Here is an 18,415-nt window from a genome sequence, read left to right as displayed (position 1 = left end):
ACCTACCGATCTGCGCCGCTCACTCAACACACTTCGCTTTGTGATACTGCTTCAACTTGCGATATTTTCTTATCGTTTGTCGCATCTTTTCATAACTTCATGTCGTGGATTTTCACTTATGAGATTTTACTTCTGAAGGGTGTTTTATTTTATAAAACATGGACTCAGCCTCTCACTCATTAAGCAACAGAATTGTAACGAAATACTATTTTTTAGTTGTCCATCGAAAACGGATTTATTTTCAGTTATAAAATTAAAACTCTCTCGAATACTGACTGGGAAGCTCCTTCAAAACTGACTGGAGCCGTTTATGGGGCCATTTGGTTCTCGTAACCTTCAAGGAATGAGAGAAAAAGTATGATTCGTATAAATACCTGTGCTGCGAGCATTGCTCTAGCGCTATCTGGTACAGCATTAGCTGCTCCAACAGCACCTAGCATCGACATGTACGGTTCCAACAACCTGCAGTTTTCCAAAATTGAACTCGCGATGGAAACCACATCAGGCTACAACCAGATGGTTAAATATCACGACAAAGCAAAGGTCGACGTCAAGTTCAACCAATGGAGCGGAACGTCAGGAAACACTTACAACATCTACTTTGATGGCGTTAAAGTGGCCACTGGCCCTATAACTGGCAGCCAAACGACAGCTTCATTCGAATACGGCCATGGCGGCTTATTTCAGATGGAAATCGAAGCGTGTGACGAAACAGGCTGTGCCAAGAGTGCACCCGCTCAGATCACAATCGCAGATACCGATGGCTCACACTTAGCGCCACTTTCGATGAATGTGGACCCGAACAACAAGTCATACAACACAGATCCAAACACGGTAGTAGGTACTTACTTTGTTGAGTGGGGTATTTATGGTCGTGATTACACCGTTGATAACCTACCCGCTGACAACTTGACCCATATCCTTTACGGCTTCATCCCAATTTGTGGTCCTAACGAATCAGTAAAATCAGTGGGCGGCAACAGCTACAACGCACTCATGACAGCGTGTCAGGGCGTTAATGATTACGAAGTGGTCATTCATGACCCATGGGCGGCTTTCCAAAAGAGCTTCCCTCAAGCAGGGCACGAATACAGCTCCCCTATCAAGGGTAACTACGCGATGATGATGGCGCTTAAGCAGCGTAATCCTGATTTAAAAATCATTCCATCGATTGGTGGTTGGACGCTATCTGATCCGTTCTTCGATTTCACCACAAAAGCCAACCGCGACACGTTCGTTGCATCGGTTAAGAAATTCCTCAACACATGGAAATTCTATGACGGTGTCGATATCGATTGGGAATTCCCTGGTGGAGGCGGTGCTGCTCCCGATCTTGGTGACCCTGTGAATGACGGCCCTGCTTACATTGCATTGATGGCAGAACTGCGCGTTATGTTGGATGAGCTAGAAGCTGAGAACGGCCGTACTTACGAGCTAACATCAGCGATCGGTGTTGGTCACGATAAGATTGAAGACGTGAACTACGGCGATGCTATCCAATACATGGATTACATATTCGCAATGACTTACGACTTTTACGGCGGTTGGAACAACGTGTTAGGTCACCAAACAGCACTAAACTGCGGTAACTTCATGCGTCCTGGTCAATGTGATGGCACAGGCCTTGATGAAAATGGCGAACAATACACTGGCCCTGCTTACACCACAGACAACGGCATCCAACTGTTACTTGAGCAAGGCGTTCCTGCGAACAAACTTGTGGTTGGTACAGCGATGTACGGTCGTGGTTGGGAAGGCGTATTACCTTCATCACTCACCGATCCTACTGACCCAATGACGGGTGTAGGTAATGGCAAACTGACCGGCAGCTCTGCTCAGGGTGTATGGGAAGATGGCGTTATCGATTACAAAGGCATTAAAGCGAACATGCTTGGTGCAAACAACCAAGGCATCAACGGCTTTGAATATGGTTACGACGAAATGGCAGAAGCGCCTTACGTTTGGAACCGTACTTCGGGCAAGCTGATCACATTTGATGATGACCGCTCAGTAAAAGCAAAAGGCGCATACGTTCGTAGCCTTGGTCTTGCGGGTTTATTCTCTTGGGAAATTGATGCGGATAACGGCGATATCCTGAATGCGATGCATGAAGGTCTAGCAGGTGGAACTACTGACCCTGTAAACCGTAAACCAACCGCAGCAGCGGGCGCAGACCAATCGGTTGAAGGCCCAGCTTCTGTTTCTCTAGACGGTAGCGTTTCAAAAGACAGCGACGGCACGATTGCGAGCTACGCTTGGTCACAAGTAAGCGGCACGGCAGTAACGCTGGCGAACGCTAATGCGGCTGTTGCAAGCTTCGATGTGGTTGAAGTCGCTCAACAAGAAGTACTAACGTTCAGTCTAACGGTAACTGATAACGAAGGTGCTACTGCAACTGACACAGTGGTTGTAACAGTAACCCCTAAGGACACAGGTCCAGTCAATACAGCACCAGTTGCGATTGTTTCAGCTCCAGCTGAAGTTAATGCGGGTGACGTAGTCGTGGTTGATGCTTCGGCTTCGAGCGATGCTAACCAAGATACATTGACCTTCACGTGGGATGTGCCTGCTGGTATTGATGCTACGGTTCAAGGTGCTTCAGTGAGCTTTGTCGCGGCGGAATACACGCAAGATACGACGCTGAACTTCTCTGTAACGGTCAGCGATGGCACTGATACATCGGTAGCGGCTACTTCAGTGAACGTTCTTAAGAAAACCACTGGCGGCGGTACATGTACTAACGCTTGGGATTCAAGTGCGGTCTACACTGGCGGCGACCAAGTAACTCAAGGCGGTAAGGTTTGGGAAGCGAAGTGGTGGACAACAGGTGAAGATCCAACAACGACAGGCCAATGGGGCGTGTGGAAAGAGATCGGCCCTGCAAACTGTGCAAGCTAAAAATAGGGTTTAGCTAAACGCTAACTAAGCGTCGACTAAACACCTAAAAGCAAGGCCAACCAGATAATGTCTGGTTGGCCTTTTTATTTATGTTTTCTGAGCTTTGGGCTTACGATCTTTTTATTGGCGTCCTACTGACTTGCGATCGTTGGAGTTAGCCAATTAAGTTATCAAAGCTCTCGAATACTTGTGGGCACTTCATCACTCGCCCGTGACCTTGGCCTTGAGTCGCAATCAAGGTAACGCGACCCATTTCATTAGCTGCACGCTGAGACACATCAAACTTAGTAAACTTGTCTTGCTCATCATGAACAATGATCGTCTGAGACTCACGAAGCGCCAGCTTTCCATAAGGATCGACAGACTGAATTGGGTAGTTAAACTGCTCTTCCACTTCACCTACTACCGCCTCAAACAACTTCATTGAGTAACCAGAACGCGCAACGCTGCCAAATAAGTTTTCTAGATAATCCAACACAGGTGCAATGAGCAATAACGGCTTGTTTTCCAATTTAACGTGCTTACATTCCAACGCAGAAGCGGTACCCATACTGTGACCGACCAACCCTGCCACTTCACCCACCGAATCGAGAACAGCTTCCAAACCATTCACAAACGCTGGGATATGACCATGTACGCCATCACTGCCACCATGAGCAGGGTGGTCGTAAGCCATTGCAGTAAAGCCTTTAGCAGCGATGTGTTCCATTAAAGGAAAGAACTGACTCGCGGTGCCAGACCAACCATGGGTCAGCACCCAAACTGGACCAGTACCCAGAGAATACGTTTTTATAACGCCATCACGACCTTCGATTTCACTCTTGATAAGCCCTTGCGGATCTGCATTTTTTTGCTCGGTACGCATTGGAGTGAGCAGCAGTTTACGTGCCGTTTTCTTTGCATGACTCGGCGCTAAAATGTAGTGCAAATTAGTTGTTGCGCCAATTAAGCTGCGCTTGAAGCTAAATTTGTTCGATGTATTGAAATAGATTTTGTCACTCATGACCGTTCCTTGTATCGCCATCTTAGTTGGCGGATCGAGCTCGGCCCTAAAAATCGAACGACCGTGCTATTTGTTGATATAAAAAATGGCGTTACTGCTGCTTATAAAGTTTATCGCCACTTCTCTAAAATTTGTATCAGCCTGACTAAAGCAAAGTTCACATACTTTATAAATACAATGCCTTGCGAACTAATTGGTTTACGAGTTAAACCGCTTTCCAGCTAGCGACCAAGCGCTCAACACCACTCCAAAAATGAGTATGGCTCGCTTGCTGCCCTCGCAATGAGTAAAACAAGTTCGCGCTTAAGTAGAGACCGTACAACTCGAAGGTTGCCTGTTTCGGGTCTAAATCGGCTCTGAATTGTTTGCTCTCAACCGCTTTTGCTACCTGAATCGTCAAGTAGTCAATCCACACTGAAATGGTTTTCTGCAGTGCCTTCTGAATCACAGAAGTTTCGCTGCCTGCATCTTTCCAAGCGTCAATAAACATGCAGCTGCCTTGGAACGAATGGTTCCAGCCCAGCCAGTTATCGAGCAGTTGTTTCAGCTTGGCTTCAATATCACCGTCGCCCAACTCTCTCGCCGGAATGATGACTCTTTCAGTGAATATGGCATTGGAATATTCGAGTACAGAGAGTTGCAGGTTCTCTTTAGAGTTGAAGTGCGCAAACAATCCACTCTTAGACATACCACACTGCTTGGCTAATTCGCCAATCGTCAAACTCTCAAGACCATTCTCACTCGCAAGTGAAAATGCATGGCTCAAAATATACTCTTTGGTTATCTTTCCTTTGCTCATTATTCACCAATAATAAATCTGATGCTTTATTTTTAGCACGTTCGTACTTTTTTTCAAGTTTTTTACTTAACCCTTGGTATTCATTTTGTATTATCAAAGAATTGTGGAAAAATGCGACAGTATTCAAAGGAAATTGAAATCGACTAACAAAGGAAAAAGAATGAACACACTTTGGGAACAGTTTGCGTTTTCGGCGTCAGTAACAGGCCCTATCTGTTTAATGCTGTTTCTTGGTGTGATGCTCAAGCGAATCGGCTTGATCAATGATAATTTCATTGATGTCGCATCTAAGGTCGTATTTCAAGTCACCCTACCAGCAATGCTATTTCTTAGTATTGTTCAATCAAATCATAATTTTTCAGCCAGTAGCGCGTTAGTGGCCTTTGGCGTCATCGCAAATTTTATCTTTTTCTTGTTCACGATTTTCTCTACCAAGTTGGTATTCAAAGATTCGAAAGATCAAGGTGTGATTGTCCAGGGTGGGTTCCGCGCTAATACCGCGATCATTGGCCTCGCCTATGTGGCTAATATCTATGGCAACCAAGGCGTGGCATTGGCGGCTATCTATGTCGCATCCCTAACCGTGCTGTATAACATTCAAGCCGTGATTGCACTGACACCCAAAGGCAAAGACACCGGCGCTAAAGCCATTAAAGTGATCGTCAAGTCCATCACCAAAAACCCGTTAATTATTGCTATTTTCTTAGCGGTCGTCTTCTATGCGCTTTCAATTCCTATTCCAAAAATGGTGGCTGACGCTGGGCAATACTTTGCCAATATGACATTACCTTTGGCCCTGCTCTGTACTGGCGGGTCGCTGGATATTAGCTCGCTCAAACAAGAAAAGTTGTCGACGTGGTTCGCCTCTAGCTACAAGTTAATTGCCTCACCGTTACTGATTACATTGGCTGCTGGGTACTTAGGGTTTGAAGGGCTCGATCTCGGACTTATCTTCTTGATGAGCGCTGCACCAACGGCAGCAGCGAGCTATGTTATGGCGCGTGCAATGGGAGGGAATTCAACCCTGGCGGCTAACATCATCGCGCTCACGACCGTTGTTTCTCTTATCACTTGTACACTAGGTATTTTTGCACTCACCGCAATGGGTTTAATATAGCTGCGACAGGCTTCAAAAAACCGACACAAGCCCTGAAATAAAGGTCATAAGCCTTGATTTAGGACTAACTGGTTGGGCATAAAGGCTGCTAGATTTCGTAAAAATTTCACTAAGAGATCTAATATGTCTTCCGTTCAACATACGCCTTCACAACACATCGCCAGTATAGAGTTAGGCCGAGTGATTGCTATCTTGGCGATCATTGGCTTACACGGCCAAATGGCACTTACTTATTGGCAAATCGATGAAGTGCCATGGATTGGTTATGTGCTTAACCAAGTCGCTCGCTTCGCCGTGCCTCTGTTCTTTCTGATTTCCGGCTATCTGATCCAACCCAAGCTCACAGCGTCGCCTTGGACAACCTTCATCAACTACTCCAAACCACTACTCAAAGTTTGGTTGGTATGGAGCGTCATCTGCCTAGTCATGCCATTTAATCTCGCTAAGGTTGAAGAATTGGGTTACTTAGGCGAACGCCAAGGCTACTGGGGCTTTTTAATGAACACCCCGCTCAACTCTTTCTTAGAGGGTGGGCTGGTTCACTTGTGGTTTATTCCAGCCCTTGTTTGCGCAGTGTTGGTCATCGCTTTATTGGTTGAGTTGAAGCTCAACAAACTTCTATTACCGATAGCCATAGCGCTCTATGGCTATGGTGTTTTGGCAGGAAGCTACGCAACGCTGACCGGATTAGAAGCACCCTTCTTCACGCGTAATGGCCCGTTCTTTGGCACGTTAATGGTGACCTTAGGTTTCCTTATTCGTCAGAATCAATGGAAGGTGTCATCAACTAAAGCGTGGGGGTTATTAGCGTTAGGCATGTTGATTCACTTTGCTGAGGCGGCATGGCTCACCACGTTCGACGTCGGATTCAACATGAATGATTTCTTGTTTGGCACGGCGCTATGGGGGATGGGCGTGTTCATGTGGCTTTTAGCAAATCCAAACATGGGTAACTACGCTTGGGTTCGTGCCATTTCGAATCGTATGCTGGGTATCTACGTAAGCCATTTACTGATCATTATTGTGTTGTTCAATGTCTGTGGAGTCTTAGGCATTACGGAATTGGCAAAAGACGTTACGGTATTTTTTGGCACCGTATTGTTGAGTTTCTTGTTGGTCGTTGGGATCGAAAAAACGCCACTGCGACGCGTGCTACTTCGCTAGTCTTTATGCCTAAAACTATCCGCTAAATCAATTTTAAAGAGCCACAAAAAAGAAAGGCAAGATAACTTAATATCTTGCCTTTCTTTCATCATATTGGAACCGAGATTATCTCACTCGTGAGGTGCTATAGGAACGCCATCGCACCTTTACCCACACCTTCATAAGCGACGATTTGTAGTGATTGGTTCTCAGCTAGGCTCGGTTCAACTTGATCCGCAATATAGCCCGCAAGTAATTCCACCGTGGTATCTGTCGGTAAAATTTCCGTCTCACTCTTAGCAATCGCTAGCTCAAATTCGCCTTGTGGCGCAGTGTAGCGGAAGCCATAGTGACTTTCATCATTAACACTTTTCGCGTGTTCACTCAGGTTAAGTGATGAAACTGAAACTTGGTCTTCTTTAGAGCCTAAATAAATGTCTTCCCAACGCTGAGCAAACGCCTGTTCGCGTTGTTCGTCACGCTGACCATCAACCAAGATTTCGACTGGAGAACGGTGGCCATGTGCGATGCGTTGGCAGTTGCCATCATGCTTTTTCAAACCATGGGTATAGTGGTAAAACGCGCCATTAATGTTCTCATGACGTAGGGTGATCTCTAACCCAGTGACGTTACTTGGAAGGTTATCACGCAGAATATGATAAACATGAGCGGTCACACTCTCGATGGTGATCGCCTCTGCATCAATCAGACAGTATGCTTCGTCAGGGCAATGTAGGTAGAGACTCTTGTCACCACGCAACACATCAACCTTAGAGTAGCCCGCTTTGCTCGCTTGAAGAACAACTGCAGCGCTTTGCATCGGCAGTAGCAAACGGTGATCAACGTGCTCATCAACGAGGTGTTTGATCTGCTTTTTGACCTTGCTAAAATCCAGCACCATGCTCATTTCATTAAGTTCACCAGACATGGTGACATCTAAAATCCAACTATCTCCTACGACCCCTCTGTGTTCACAGATGTATGAAGAATCGATAACGGTAAGGTCTCTTACAAATAGGTTCAAGTTGAACTCCTTAATACTTTAATGAGATACGGGAGGCTGAATAATGTCCAGCAGGCACTTCGTCTCATTGGTGTCTAGATAAAATAGGACGAGCAGGATGTTACGACAAGCTCAAAAAGTCCACCTTTTTAGACCCTCTTTTGAGAAAAGAACAAACTCTGCACAATTTCCGCTAAAACATAGACCAGCCCGATGCGAATAGCCATATATTGGGTAAGGTTGCCGAGCGTTTCACGATACATTTTGCTTTAGCCAAAGGCGCGGTGACACCCCAGCAACATGCTGAAAAGCGCGTGAAAACCCCGAATAGCTGCTGTAACCCACTTCATCAGCAACCCAGTTGATGGGCTTATTTTGCAATAAGAGGGATTGAGCCACTGAGACTCGCCACTTTTGCACATAATCTCCAGGCGTCTCACCGACTTCTCGTTTGAACGCTTCAATAAACTGAGTTCGAGACATCGCGGCCAGTGACGCCATTTCCGCAATCGAAAAGTGGCGAGCAGGCAATAGGTGAACGGCCGTAACCACCGAAGCCAATCGTGGATGAGCTAGGGCTGAGAATACCCCTTGATCAATTTGCTGCTGTTCAATGAGATGACGAAAAATCAAAGCCATCAAGGCGTCACTCAACTTATCCATTAGATATTGTTGCCCCGACGATTGTTGTCCTGAAGATGCTTGCCCCGACTCTCGAAATAGCACCTCAATCACTGGCATTAAGTTAGGTGCATCCGCAAACGGAATCACTATCACGTCAGGCAGAGCAGACAATAAAGGATTCATCTGCCCTGAACGATATTCGACATTCGCACACACGACCTCAGCACCGTCTCCCACACCTTCAATCACATGTGGTGTGCTATTTGGAAGGTAAACAATGCAGGGCTGTGACAGTTGCCTGTACTCCGTGTGCGCGCTAGACAAGGTCAACTCACCCGCGCTCAATACATGAAGATGCCCTTCTTTACCCTGTTGCGGCTTAAATGACGACACTCCGCACAAATTGCCAGAATAGAAAACACCGGTACGTATCGAGAAGTGTTCCATTAATTGTGAAAGCAGATCCATGCATCCTCCGAACGATTCGCTTACTTTTAAGTTCTTTTGTCCCTCTATAGACCGGACGAGTGGGCTAAATTACTTCAAACAAGATAACCAACACTGACAAGGAACTTGATATGTCACACATGAAATCGACCAGTCAAAAAATCACTCTATTGGCCGCGTTACTAGGAACCAGCTTTTCACTGATGGCAGCAGACATCGACATGAGCGTTGATAGCAATGACATCGCGATCAAAGGCTATGACCCAGTGGCTTACTTTACTGATGCTGGTGCCGTTCAAGGTTCATCAGAATTCACTGCTACTTATAAGAACGCTATTTATCAGTTCGCAAACAGTGACAACCGAGATCAGTTCCGCACCAACCCTGAAGCTTATGCGCCTCAATACGGTGGCTATTGCGCCTTTGGTGTGGCTATGGGTAAGAAATTTGAGACCGACCCTAACGCTTGGAAAGTCGAAGATGGAAAGCTGTATCTGAACTTAGACAAATCAGTACAAAAACGATGGTTGGAAGATACGCAAGAGTTCATCCAAGACGCCAACAGCAACTGGACGACGATCAAAACCGTAGAAGCCTATAAGCTTTAGTCTATAAGCTTTAACCTACAAGTTTTAGCCTAGTAACTTTAACCTTTATCCATTGCCCATTAATAAAAACGGAAGCGACCGAACGCTTCCGTTTTCATTTCGACGTTCCAAATATTAATAAGCCTCCAGCTATTGGCATCACCACAATAAATAGCGATGCGCAGCTCAAATCAGGAAAAACCCGTCAGCCTTTAGCACGAATCAAGCCCATTTCTATTCTATACTCCTAGAAGATAAGCTTTTCTTTTCATGGAAGAATAATGATATTACCTAGGATTTTTGCACTCGGACTTTGCGCCTTATCAACACTGACTTATGCCAACCCGTGGCAGTTCGTCAAAAGTGAAGATGGCATCATCATTGATAAGAGACCTCACATTGAAGGCTTGGTAGAGATACGAGCACAAATGCAAACGCCCACCACTTATTCTGGTTTTTTACTGTTATTGGAAGACAGCGAGAACGTGCCAAACTGGATAGATAACGTATCGGAAAGTCGTGTCTTGATGCAGATATCTGAGGATGAAAATATCGTCTATACCCAATTCAAAGCGCCATGGCCTGCTAGAGATCGCGATATGGTGACTTACTCAAAATACAGCATTGAGGATGGCCAGTTTGTCTTGTCGATTAAAGATGCATCTAATTATTTGGCAAAAGAGTCGGGGTACATTCGAATTTATGATGTGGACGCACTTTGGACGCTGCAACCGCTCACCAACGGCAATACCTACATTACCTACACCGCATATGCGAACGCGGGGGGGATATTACCCAATTGGTTGATGAATAAGTTATCGATAGGCAGTGCGCTGAGCACGTTTAAGGGGCTGAAAGAACAGCTACCAAAATACCAAGGCCAGCAGCACCCCAACCTGCCAAGTGAGTCTCGTTAACTATACAGGTTTATTGAGGCAGGCAGCGACAGTGCTAGATAATCTAAGGTCTTCTTGCTAGGTCGCGAGCTAAGATAAGCGCTAAACCAAACACCTGAAGAAACAGGGCGATGTTCTTGTAGAAAGCCATTTTCTCATCGAGCCTTTGGATTAACTCAACTAAGGTCAGATTATCCAAATAGTAGTCATCGATTCGTGCTCGTTGCGATTCTTGGGCACTGTTTATCAGCATCATAAGCTTAGGTAAATTAGCCAACGAGATGGCTGGCACCTCATCACTCACCCAACTCCGGAGTTGGCCGCGAAGCGCTTCATTAAGAACAGTGGCAGGTTGAGCGGTTTCTGGGGATAGCTTATCAAGGTGAATCAGAATCGCTTCACGCTTACGCTCTAAGGTTTCGATCGTATTCCAGGAAAGTTGTATCGAGTACACATTGCCGTATTTACGATCGTTGTATTCCGATTTCTCCGCTTCAATTTTGTCCAACACCAAGCTCGACATGACAATCGCCATGATGTTGAGTATTAACCCTGCAAGGACAATCGCCCAAGCAGGAGGAAGGCGCAATGCCATAATGCTCCCTAGAACATTTTATCAAAAGGTAGGTAAGCTAAGTTTAGGACAATCAAAGAGATCATGCAGATAAGCGTTAACACCATACCCACTTTTCTGCCTTTGAAATTCTTCGCTAAGATCCCTTTCGCGTGAATCACTCGCCCCAGAATAAACGCCACACCAATGACATGAATAAGCCACACACCAGCCCCATTCACCTCTAGCAACCCCATCAAAATCACCGTGATTGGGATGTAATCCATTGCGTTACTTTGTGCCGATCGAGCTATCTGTAACGACTCAACACCGCCATCGGCATGAGCAACAAGATTGATTCGTCTTTGCTTAATAACTTCGATCGCTAACCAGATCATTACTACCGTAAGCAAGGCTGCGTAAAGTGCTGTAACCATTATATTTCCCTATTACTTGGTGTTTATTCATCATCCATTACCCATCAATTCATTGATGCGGTCAACGCAAAATGATAGTCGAGCCCGAAAGTTTGTAAGAGATCTCTCACACCGAACGTAAGAGATCACAATCAAGCTTCGCAGAAAATTCCTAAAATACAAACCCAACCCCTTGTTTTGTATGAATCCACGCATATTTATTTCGGTTAGTGAGTACATTTATTTCTTGAGGTGGATTGTGAGTAAAGCCTCTGCAGTGTTTAATACACATGTCGACAGGGAGTTGGCAGGAACAGGAAAAAGCCTAACGGATTAGGTATCTTCAGGATGAAGATTTGATGACTTAGGATGAGTTATCAGCAAGGAAGTTTTGCTCTAGGATAGAGTCGCTTGTCAGGATGATGAGTTAGCAAGGACACCGCTAGGAAGGCGATGAATTGGATAGGTTAAAGGATTTAGCCACGTCAAGGAATGATGCATGGAGCACCAGTTACCTATTGAAAGATAAGTAACGCGCAGTAGCAGGATGGCTACGAAAAGAATAGACCCCGTTTGGTGAAAGCCAAACGGGGTTTCCTTTTTTTTTAACGTCTAAAAGCTGTTAGCAACTAACCGTTAATAGCAGCTAACCGTTAAAAGGCACGTTACAAAATAATGTTCATCAAGAACATTGCACCAAAGGCATTCAATACCGAAATCGCGATCATCACCGGGATATAACGACCTTCAGTACCAATTGGTCCCATAATACGACCCATGTATTGCACCTGAGAGCCCATCAAGTAGATAGCTGGCGCCAAGATAGCGATATGGTTGCCGTTCAGGATGCCTTGGTCAAACAGCGTGATAACTACACCCACAGCACCGCCCATCGACATCCAAGCGCCAATCAATACTGCTGCCGCTTCACCAGGTAAACCAAATACCGCCATGATTGGAGCAAATACACTGCCCATCAAATCCAGCGCACCGGTGATCTGCAATGCCTTGATGATCACAAACGCCATCAGAACATTCGGTACCGTAGAGGTAGTCGCAATAACCCAGCCTTTCTTAGCACCTTCAACGAAAATATCAGTAACCATTGGTTTCTTTGCTTTAACTTCGCTCATTATGCTACTTCCTCTTCCAGTTTTTGTTCTTTGTCTGATTTTGGTTTGTCTTCTTTGCCTTCAGTAATGTTGAGGTAAATACGGAACAGGTTCGCACCGACAAACTTGAAGATGAACATCACAGCCACAGCCAAACCAATTGACGATGTTACCGCCAAAGAACCATCCATCGCCGTTAGAGTGAACAGAACCGCACCTGAAGAGAAAAAGTTAACGATCGCCGCGCCCGCCGTAAACTGGAACATGGTGAAGACATCGGTTTCACGCTTAGTCAGATGCCCTTCATCTTTCAGTTGCCTGGTCATCGCTGCACCTGCATCGGTACTTTGCAAAGAAGCAATCAGTGCCAAGCCTGAGTTACCCGGAATACCCATTAGAGGGCGAAGCAGCGGTGTCAGTAGTTTACGAGCCGCGTCCAGTGCACCGTAGTGCTCAAGTACGTTGATCATACCCAGTGCAAACATCACGGTCGGAATAAGTGTCAAAGCAAAAATGAAACCGTCGCGAGCACCACTACCGCCTTTACCACGCAGTGACGTCGTTGCCGCTTGGATACCATCGGCCGTTTCACTGACATCGTAAGCGACCTTACCGAATGAACCGTTGAGCGTTGTAAAATCGAGCACTCCATACCATTCATTGGACTGCATTAAGCCTGAAAAGAACACAATCGCGAATGCGAGTGCGATATAGCTGCCGATCGTGACTTTACGATCGGTTTTAGTTGGATTAGTCATAAGGACCTCTATACATCTCGTTTATGTGGAACAGAACACGTATAGATAGTGCAAACTAATGAACAATAGGTTAATGACCAAAATCAAATAGCGTATCGGTTTGAACAAAAGAACCACAGCAACATATAAAACTGTGATTTAGATTTAAAAGCAGAGGTATACGCTAAAACAATTAGAATATTTCACATACAAAACTAAACAAAATTCGCTTCAACAGCGCAACCAAAAACGCACACAATCACCACACAAATAAGGTTTCAAATGACAGGTTTTTACCTAGTCTGATCTCTGATAATGATGTAAGTGATCTCTTACATGCTTTTTCTGTTCAATTTTAATTCGATTATAATACAGCGGCTTAAATCGCGGTTACGCTTCTAAAATGCAATCGTTTACCTATTATTGGTTGAGTTTTGAACCATGGCTAAACCGTGAGCCATTTTATAAAGAATTTGAGCTTAATCCGAAATTTCAGCCCTTAGAGGTGCTATAGACTTCGCGCTGCCAATATCGAAGGAGAACGGTGGTGATGATGATGGAAATGAGAACGCTTAAATATCAAGTAATGGGCAAAGGCATGTGGATCACTGCAACAGTATCTCGCGCAGTAGCGGACAAACTTGCGCTGGAATATCAATCCTATGGCTGGCCTGTTGAAGTATGTGCCGCAGAACAAACACTAACGTTTGATCTCAATGCGGCATAATATTGGCAATGGCGAATAAGCTCTATCGGTCCTAAACCCGGTAGGGCTTTTTCCCTAACCTCTATTTTCTCTATAATCTCTATTTCTCTATGATTGACGAGTTACCGATGATCGACCGTTTTCCTATGAACGATGGGGTCCTATAATCGACGGCTTTCACTGTGACCTCACGTTTTCACCCAATCTACTGTTTTCTATATAATCTATTGAATTATTAAGATATCTATCACACTGCACATGGTTATTTAGGTCTACGCTTTTACCCGTGTTAATAACTTATTAACTTCGGAGCGTAATCCATGTTAGGTATCCAGCTTTCTGCTGTTCTCTCTTTATTATTTTTTTCTACGGTAGCAGGCGCTGCCACTTCTCAGTTGGGAGAGCCGCTCAAACTAACCAGTTCATTTGCTGGCTACCTATCGCTGACCATTTTCGTTGTCGCCTACATCGTGGTGATGATGGAAGAATACCTAAAACTCCGAAAATCCAAGCCGGTTCTACTTGCGGCGGGCCTGATCTGGATAATCATTGGTTTTACCTACCAAGAACACAACCTTGTCGAAGTGGCCAAACAAGCGCTTGAACACAACCTTCTGGAATACGCCGAGCTATTACTCTTTCTACTCGTCGCCATGACATACATTAGTGCCATGGAAGAGAGAAGACTGTTTGATGCGCTGCAAGCGTGGATGGTAGGCAAAGGCTTTAATTTCCGCTCTCTGTTCTGGATAACCGGTATTCTGGCTTTCTTTATCTCACCTATTGCCGACAACCTCACGACAGCTCTATTGATGTGTGCCGTTGTTCTCAAGGTCGCAGGCTCTAACCCTAAATTTGTCAATCTCGCGTGTGTGAACATTGTCATAGCAGCCAATGCTGGCGGCGCATTTAGTCCATTTGGAGATATCACAACGCTGATGGTATGGCAGGCTGGCCATGTCAGCTTTACCGAGTTCATTCCTCTATTTATTCCTTCAGTGATGAACTACCTTGTTCCAGCCCTGATCATGTCTTACTTTGTTCCGACGACTCAACCTGACACGGTCCATCAGCACATAGAATTAAAGCGTGGAGCAAGACGAATCGTCTGCTTGTTCATCATGACAATAGCGACCGCGGTTGCTTTCCATGCCGTACTCCACTTCCCTCCTGTGATGGGGATGATGATGGGGCTCGCCTATCTGCAGTTCTTTGGTTATTACTTACGTAAGACTTTACCCAACTCACTCGCGAAGAAAAAAGCGGTGGCGATCGCCAATAACGATGAAGGCGCCCTAAAGCGACTCGGTTCTGTTGTACCATTCGATGTATTTCGAAGAGTGTCGCATGCCGAATGGGACACGTTGCTGTTCTTCTACGGCGTCGTAATGTGTGTCGGTGGCTTGAGTTTACTTGGATACTTGGAATTAGCCTCGGGCGTGATGTATAGCCAATGGGATCCAATTTGGGCCAACGTCATGGTGGGGATCTTATCGGCTATTGTCGATAACATTCCGGTGATGTTTGCCGTGTTATCCATGGAACCCCAAATGTCGATGGGCAACTGGCTACTGATCACCTTAACCGCGGGCGTCGGTGGTAGTTTGTTGTCAATTGGTAGTGCAGCAGGCGTGGCATTGATGGGGGCGGCGCATGGAAAATACACCTTCTTTGGACACTTAAAATGGATGCCAGTTATCATGATTGGCTATGCCGTCAGTATCGCCGCTCACCTATGGCTGAATGGCGATCTTTTCTAGTAAAACGCTCTAATGCATATCAGCCTGAGGCTTCTCAACGCGTGTCCAGACGTTACTTAACTGCATCGCTGGACATTGGTTGCAGGTTAACACGGCACCCTCATGTTGAATTCGCATCACTAGCCCGGAGTCAGATCGGCGGTTCGCTGAATTCAGCTCAATATTGATTAAGTCATCTTCAACACGATAAGTTCGCATAACCGTATTATCCGTTGTTTGATAAGTCACTTGCCCGGATTCAAAAAGTAGATAACTGTCATTATCTGCGTTCTCATACATACCTTTGAACAGAGCAAGTTGTGGTACTTCGAAGGGTCGACTGGTGTCGGTTAAACAGCCCGTCAGCAATAGTGCGCTACTGCAGCAGAGTATAAGTGAATGGTGGCTATTCATTTGGGCATCCTTGCCTAGAGAACATGGTTAAAGGATATGCAACCAAATAGGTATTTTCCAGCAAGTGGCAGTTTTATTGCAAAGTCACATTTTAAGAACCCTTAACGTTCACCAATAATTGATACGCAATTTTCAACAAACATTCCGAAAAAGACTCTTTAATCTTCTTCTCTTCCCTCAATAACCAATAAGCGCTGTTTACGTTCTACACCACCCGCATACCCGGTCAGCTTGCCATTTTTACCAATCACACGGTGACACGGCACAATCACTGACACCGGATTTTTTCCATTCGCTAAACCCACGGCTCGCACCGCTTTGGGGTTACCAATCGCGTCGGCCAATTGTGCATAGCTCCATGTTTCTCCATAAGGAATGGTAGTAAGCGCCTGCCAAACCGATTGCTGAAACGGAGTGCCCTTAGCTGCGATCGGCACAGAAAACTGGATAATTTCACCAGCAAAATAACGGTTGAGCTGGTCGGCGACCAATTCAAAGATCGGAAAGCTAGCATCTTGAACGCCTAACTGTTCTGGCTTGGTGGTGTATGTTTCAAACCAAAGGCCGAGCAGCCCTTCATCGTTCGCCTGTAAAGTCACGGTTCCCAATGGGCTCTCATAATAAGTAAATCGGTTAGCCATAATATCTCCTAGCCTGCTACTGCATGTGTTTGTGGGTTGCAGATGTTTGTGGGTGCTCTTTCTATTAAGACTGATTCCAACAATGGAACGTGGCGTAACTTCCCCAAGGCGAAACACTCTCTGTATTGATGGCTGGGCGATGCTCAATGAACTTCTTCACCACCAGGTCGCCAACCAACAGATGATTAGGTTCACTTAACCCGCGAAGTAGCGCGTATTGAATCGTCCAAGGCCCAATGCCCTTTAGCTCAATCCACTTAGAAGGATGTTCGGCTTCATTGCCGACCATGTATTCGGCAAAGCGCTTTAAGGTCTCTTTGCGGCTTCTCGGCATTCTTAAGAAGCTGACATCAGCCTCCGCTATCTGTTTAGGTGTCGGGAAGTAGACCTTCTCATGTGCATCAGAAAGCTCTTTGACCAACAAGTTAAGCTGACCAATGGCCGCGGTTACCGAGACTTGCTGTCCGAGAATCGCTCTTACTCCGGCTTCCCAAGCACTCCACACGCCAGGAATGCGGATGCCACTCTTAGCCACTAAGTTGGGGTCAATGGTTGTAAAGAAGGCCTCAACCTTGGCAATATCGACATCAAGGTCGAACATGCGTCGAATGTTCGCAATCAAGCTTCTTAACTGGCTTATATCGTCCAACTCAAATTCAATATCTAAGCGGTTCTCTTTAGCCAAAGTGGCCTTGAACCAACCCTTTGACCCATTAACATTCACTGTGCGCTTGTAATAGTCTTCGCCAACGTCTTCTAAGCCCTCAATCATTCTTCGTCGATAGAAACCCAGTAAATGCTTCCAGTCTAATGGGCCGTGAAAGACTAGCTGAATATGATTGCTCAGGTTTTCACTTAGCTTTGTTCGTCGGATTTGGCTTGGCGAGAGCTGCAGCTCTTTTAGAAAGGCATCATTGAAACGACGCGTGCTATTAAAACCACTCGCAAAGCCAACATCGGTAATACTCATGCTACTGGTGTGCAGCAACTGCTTGGCAAACATCAATTGGCTATAAAGGCTATATTGCTTCGGCGACACACCGATGTAATTATCAAATAAGGTTCGTAAATAGCGGTCTGAAATACCTAATCGAGTGGCAAGGTCGACGATTGATCCTGAGTTCAGCGCACCATGATCAATCAACTGTAAAGCACGCAAGAAAGTCGTTTCAACACCTTTCCAAGCCGGAGAAAAAGGTGCGCTGTCTGGCCGGCAACGTAAGCATGGGCGATATCCAGCCTTCAAGGCTTGAGCTTGATGAGAAAAATACTCGACATTTTCTTCTTTGGGCGGGCTTGCTGGGCAAATCGGACGACAAAAAATTCCGGTGGTTTTTACCGCTGTAAAAAACATCCCATCAAAGCGAGCGTCTCGCGCATATCGAGCCAAATGGCACTGCTCACTCGTTAACGTACTGTTGTGATGAATATTTCTCGACATGCTGTGCTCTTCCCATTTGCCATAACTTTTACTCCGATACCTAAAAGTTTACCGTGAACTGTCATTGTCGCTAGCCACTTTCGGAACTGAAGGTTAGATAAATCACAAAAAAGGGTTTTCTTTTTACGCAATTCGACTA

18 protein-coding genes are annotated in these 18,415 nt (G+C 45.6%); 7 read left to right on the top strand and 11 right to left on the bottom strand.

From position 1 onward, the window contains the following. Positions 1 to 357 precede the first annotated feature (357 nt). Positions 358 to 2,898 (top strand): glycosyl hydrolase family 18 protein, encoded by a 2,541-nt coding sequence (locus tag L3V35_RS05375; protein ID WP_237298751.1) that lies wholly within the window; start codon positions 358 to 360, stop codon positions 2,896 to 2,898. A gap of 154 nt (positions 2,899 to 3,052) precedes the next feature. Here the strand turns inward: L3V35_RS05375 and L3V35_RS05370 are convergent, their stop codons facing one another. Both L3V35_RS05370 and L3V35_RS05365 read right to left on the bottom strand, forming a co-directional pair. Continuing rightward, on the bottom strand, positions 3,053 to 3,901 hold the full coding sequence (locus L3V35_RS05370; RefSeq protein ID WP_029221922.1) for an alpha/beta hydrolase: 849 nt from the start codon (positions 3,899 to 3,901) through the stop codon (positions 3,053 to 3,055). Positions 3,902 to 4,106: 205 nt separating this feature from the next. Continuing rightward, positions 4,107 to 4,700, bottom strand: coding sequence for a TetR/AcrR family transcriptional regulator (locus L3V35_RS05365; protein ID WP_054546122.1), 594 nt, complete (start codon positions 4,698 to 4,700; stop codon positions 4,107 to 4,109). Positions 4,701 to 4,860: 160 nt separating this feature from the next. Here L3V35_RS05365 and L3V35_RS05360 point away from each other — a divergent pair, with 160 nt between their 5' ends. Both L3V35_RS05360 and L3V35_RS05355 read left to right on the top strand, forming a co-directional pair. Further along, positions 4,861 to 5,817 carry an AEC family transporter gene (locus L3V35_RS05360; RefSeq protein WP_102457843.1) on the top strand — a complete coding sequence of 319 codons (957 nt, stop codon included), beginning with the start codon at positions 4,861 to 4,863 and terminating at the stop codon, positions 5,815 to 5,817. Positions 5,818 to 5,940: 123 nt separating this feature from the next. Next, positions 5,941 to 6,981: an acyltransferase family protein gene (locus L3V35_RS05355; RefSeq protein ID WP_237298749.1), complete on the top strand. Its 1,041-nt coding sequence runs from the start codon at positions 5,941 to 5,943 to the stop codon at positions 6,979 to 6,981. A gap of 124 nt (positions 6,982 to 7,105) precedes the next feature. Here L3V35_RS05355 and L3V35_RS05350 read toward each other — a convergent pair whose 3' ends face one another. Both L3V35_RS05350 and L3V35_RS05345 read right to left on the bottom strand, forming a co-directional pair. Beyond that, entirely contained in the window at positions 7,106 to 7,984 is an 879-nt protein-coding gene (locus L3V35_RS05350) for a 6-carboxytetrahydropterin synthase (RefSeq protein ID WP_237298747.1), read from the bottom strand. Positions 7,985 to 8,215: 231 nt separating this feature from the next. Next, positions 8,216 to 9,055 (bottom strand): AraC family transcriptional regulator, encoded by an 840-nt coding sequence (locus tag L3V35_RS05345; RefSeq protein WP_004732746.1) that lies wholly within the window; start codon positions 9,053 to 9,055, stop codon positions 8,216 to 8,218. Between the two features lie 110 nt (positions 9,056 to 9,165). Here L3V35_RS05345 and L3V35_RS05340 point away from each other — a divergent pair, with 110 nt between their 5' ends. Together L3V35_RS05340 and L3V35_RS05335 are read left to right on the top strand one after the other, a co-directional pair. Then, entirely contained in the window at positions 9,166 to 9,642 is a 477-nt protein-coding gene (locus L3V35_RS05340; protein WP_017077045.1) for a YHS domain-containing (seleno)protein, read from the top strand. A gap of 260 nt (positions 9,643 to 9,902) precedes the next feature. After that, a complete protein-coding gene (locus L3V35_RS05335) occupies positions 9,903 to 10,538 on the top strand; it encodes an START domain-containing protein (protein ID WP_237298746.1) in 636 nt (211 codons plus the stop codon). A gap of 43 nt (positions 10,539 to 10,581) precedes the next feature. Here L3V35_RS05335 and L3V35_RS05330 read toward each other — a convergent pair whose 3' ends face one another. From L3V35_RS05330 to L3V35_RS05315, 4 genes are all read right to left on the bottom strand, one after another. Continuing rightward, positions 10,582 to 11,112: a DNA mismatch repair protein gene (locus tag L3V35_RS05330; RefSeq protein WP_237298744.1), complete on the bottom strand. Its 531-nt coding sequence runs from the start codon at positions 11,110 to 11,112 to the stop codon at positions 10,582 to 10,584. Between the two features lie 8 nt (positions 11,113 to 11,120). Beyond that, positions 11,121 to 11,507 carry an MAPEG family protein gene (locus tag L3V35_RS05325; protein ID WP_054546115.1) on the bottom strand — a complete coding sequence of 129 codons (387 nt, stop codon included), beginning with the start codon at positions 11,505 to 11,507 and terminating at the stop codon, positions 11,121 to 11,123. A 644-nt stretch (positions 11,508 to 12,151) separates the two neighbouring features. Then, on the bottom strand, positions 12,152 to 12,619 hold the full coding sequence (locus L3V35_RS05320; protein ID WP_004737023.1) for a YjiG family protein: 468 nt from the start codon (positions 12,617 to 12,619) through the stop codon (positions 12,152 to 12,154). Next, entirely contained in the window at positions 12,619 to 13,356 is a 738-nt protein-coding gene (locus tag L3V35_RS05315) for a nucleoside recognition domain-containing protein (RefSeq protein WP_017082976.1), read from the bottom strand. Before L3V35_RS05315 ends, L3V35_RS05320 begins: the two co-directional genes overlap by 1 nt. Positions 13,357 to 13,885: 529 nt before the next feature. Here L3V35_RS05315 and L3V35_RS05310 point away from each other — a divergent pair. Beyond that, on the top strand, positions 13,886 to 14,062 hold the full coding sequence (locus tag L3V35_RS05310) for a hypothetical protein (RefSeq protein WP_004732739.1): 177 nt from the start codon (positions 13,886 to 13,888) through the stop codon (positions 14,060 to 14,062). A 299-nt stretch (positions 14,063 to 14,361) separates the two neighbouring features. Then, on the top strand, positions 14,362 to 15,801 hold the full coding sequence (gene nhaD / locus L3V35_RS05305; RefSeq protein WP_237298742.1) for a sodium:proton antiporter NhaD: 1,440 nt from the start codon (positions 14,362 to 14,364) through the stop codon (positions 15,799 to 15,801). A 9-nt stretch (positions 15,802 to 15,810) separates the two neighbouring features. Here the strand turns inward: nhaD and L3V35_RS05300 are convergent, their stop codons facing one another. From L3V35_RS05300 to L3V35_RS05290, 3 genes are all read right to left on the bottom strand, one after another. Next, positions 15,811 to 16,194: a hypothetical protein gene (locus L3V35_RS05300; protein WP_237298741.1), complete on the bottom strand. Its 384-nt coding sequence runs from the start codon at positions 16,192 to 16,194 to the stop codon at positions 15,811 to 15,813. A gap of 158 nt (positions 16,195 to 16,352) precedes the next feature. Further along, positions 16,353 to 16,835, bottom strand: a complete 483-nt coding sequence (locus L3V35_RS05295; RefSeq protein WP_237298739.1) for a methylated-DNA--[protein]-cysteine S-methyltransferase — start codon at positions 16,833 to 16,835, stop codon at positions 16,353 to 16,355. Between the two features lie 64 nt (positions 16,836 to 16,899). Next, positions 16,900 to 18,276, bottom strand: coding sequence for an AlkA N-terminal domain-containing protein (locus tag L3V35_RS05290; RefSeq protein WP_237298737.1), 1,377 nt, complete (start codon positions 18,274 to 18,276; stop codon positions 16,900 to 16,902). Positions 18,277 to 18,415: the final 139 nt, after the last annotated feature.

Source organism: Vibrio sp. L5-1, assembly GCF_021728315.1.
Taxonomy (GTDB): domain Bacteria; phylum Pseudomonadota; class Gammaproteobacteria; order Enterobacterales; family Vibrionaceae; genus Vibrio; species Vibrio splendidus_K.
The sequence above is the reverse complement of the archived record's forward strand: the minus strand, read 5'-3'. Positions and strand labels throughout refer to the sequence as shown.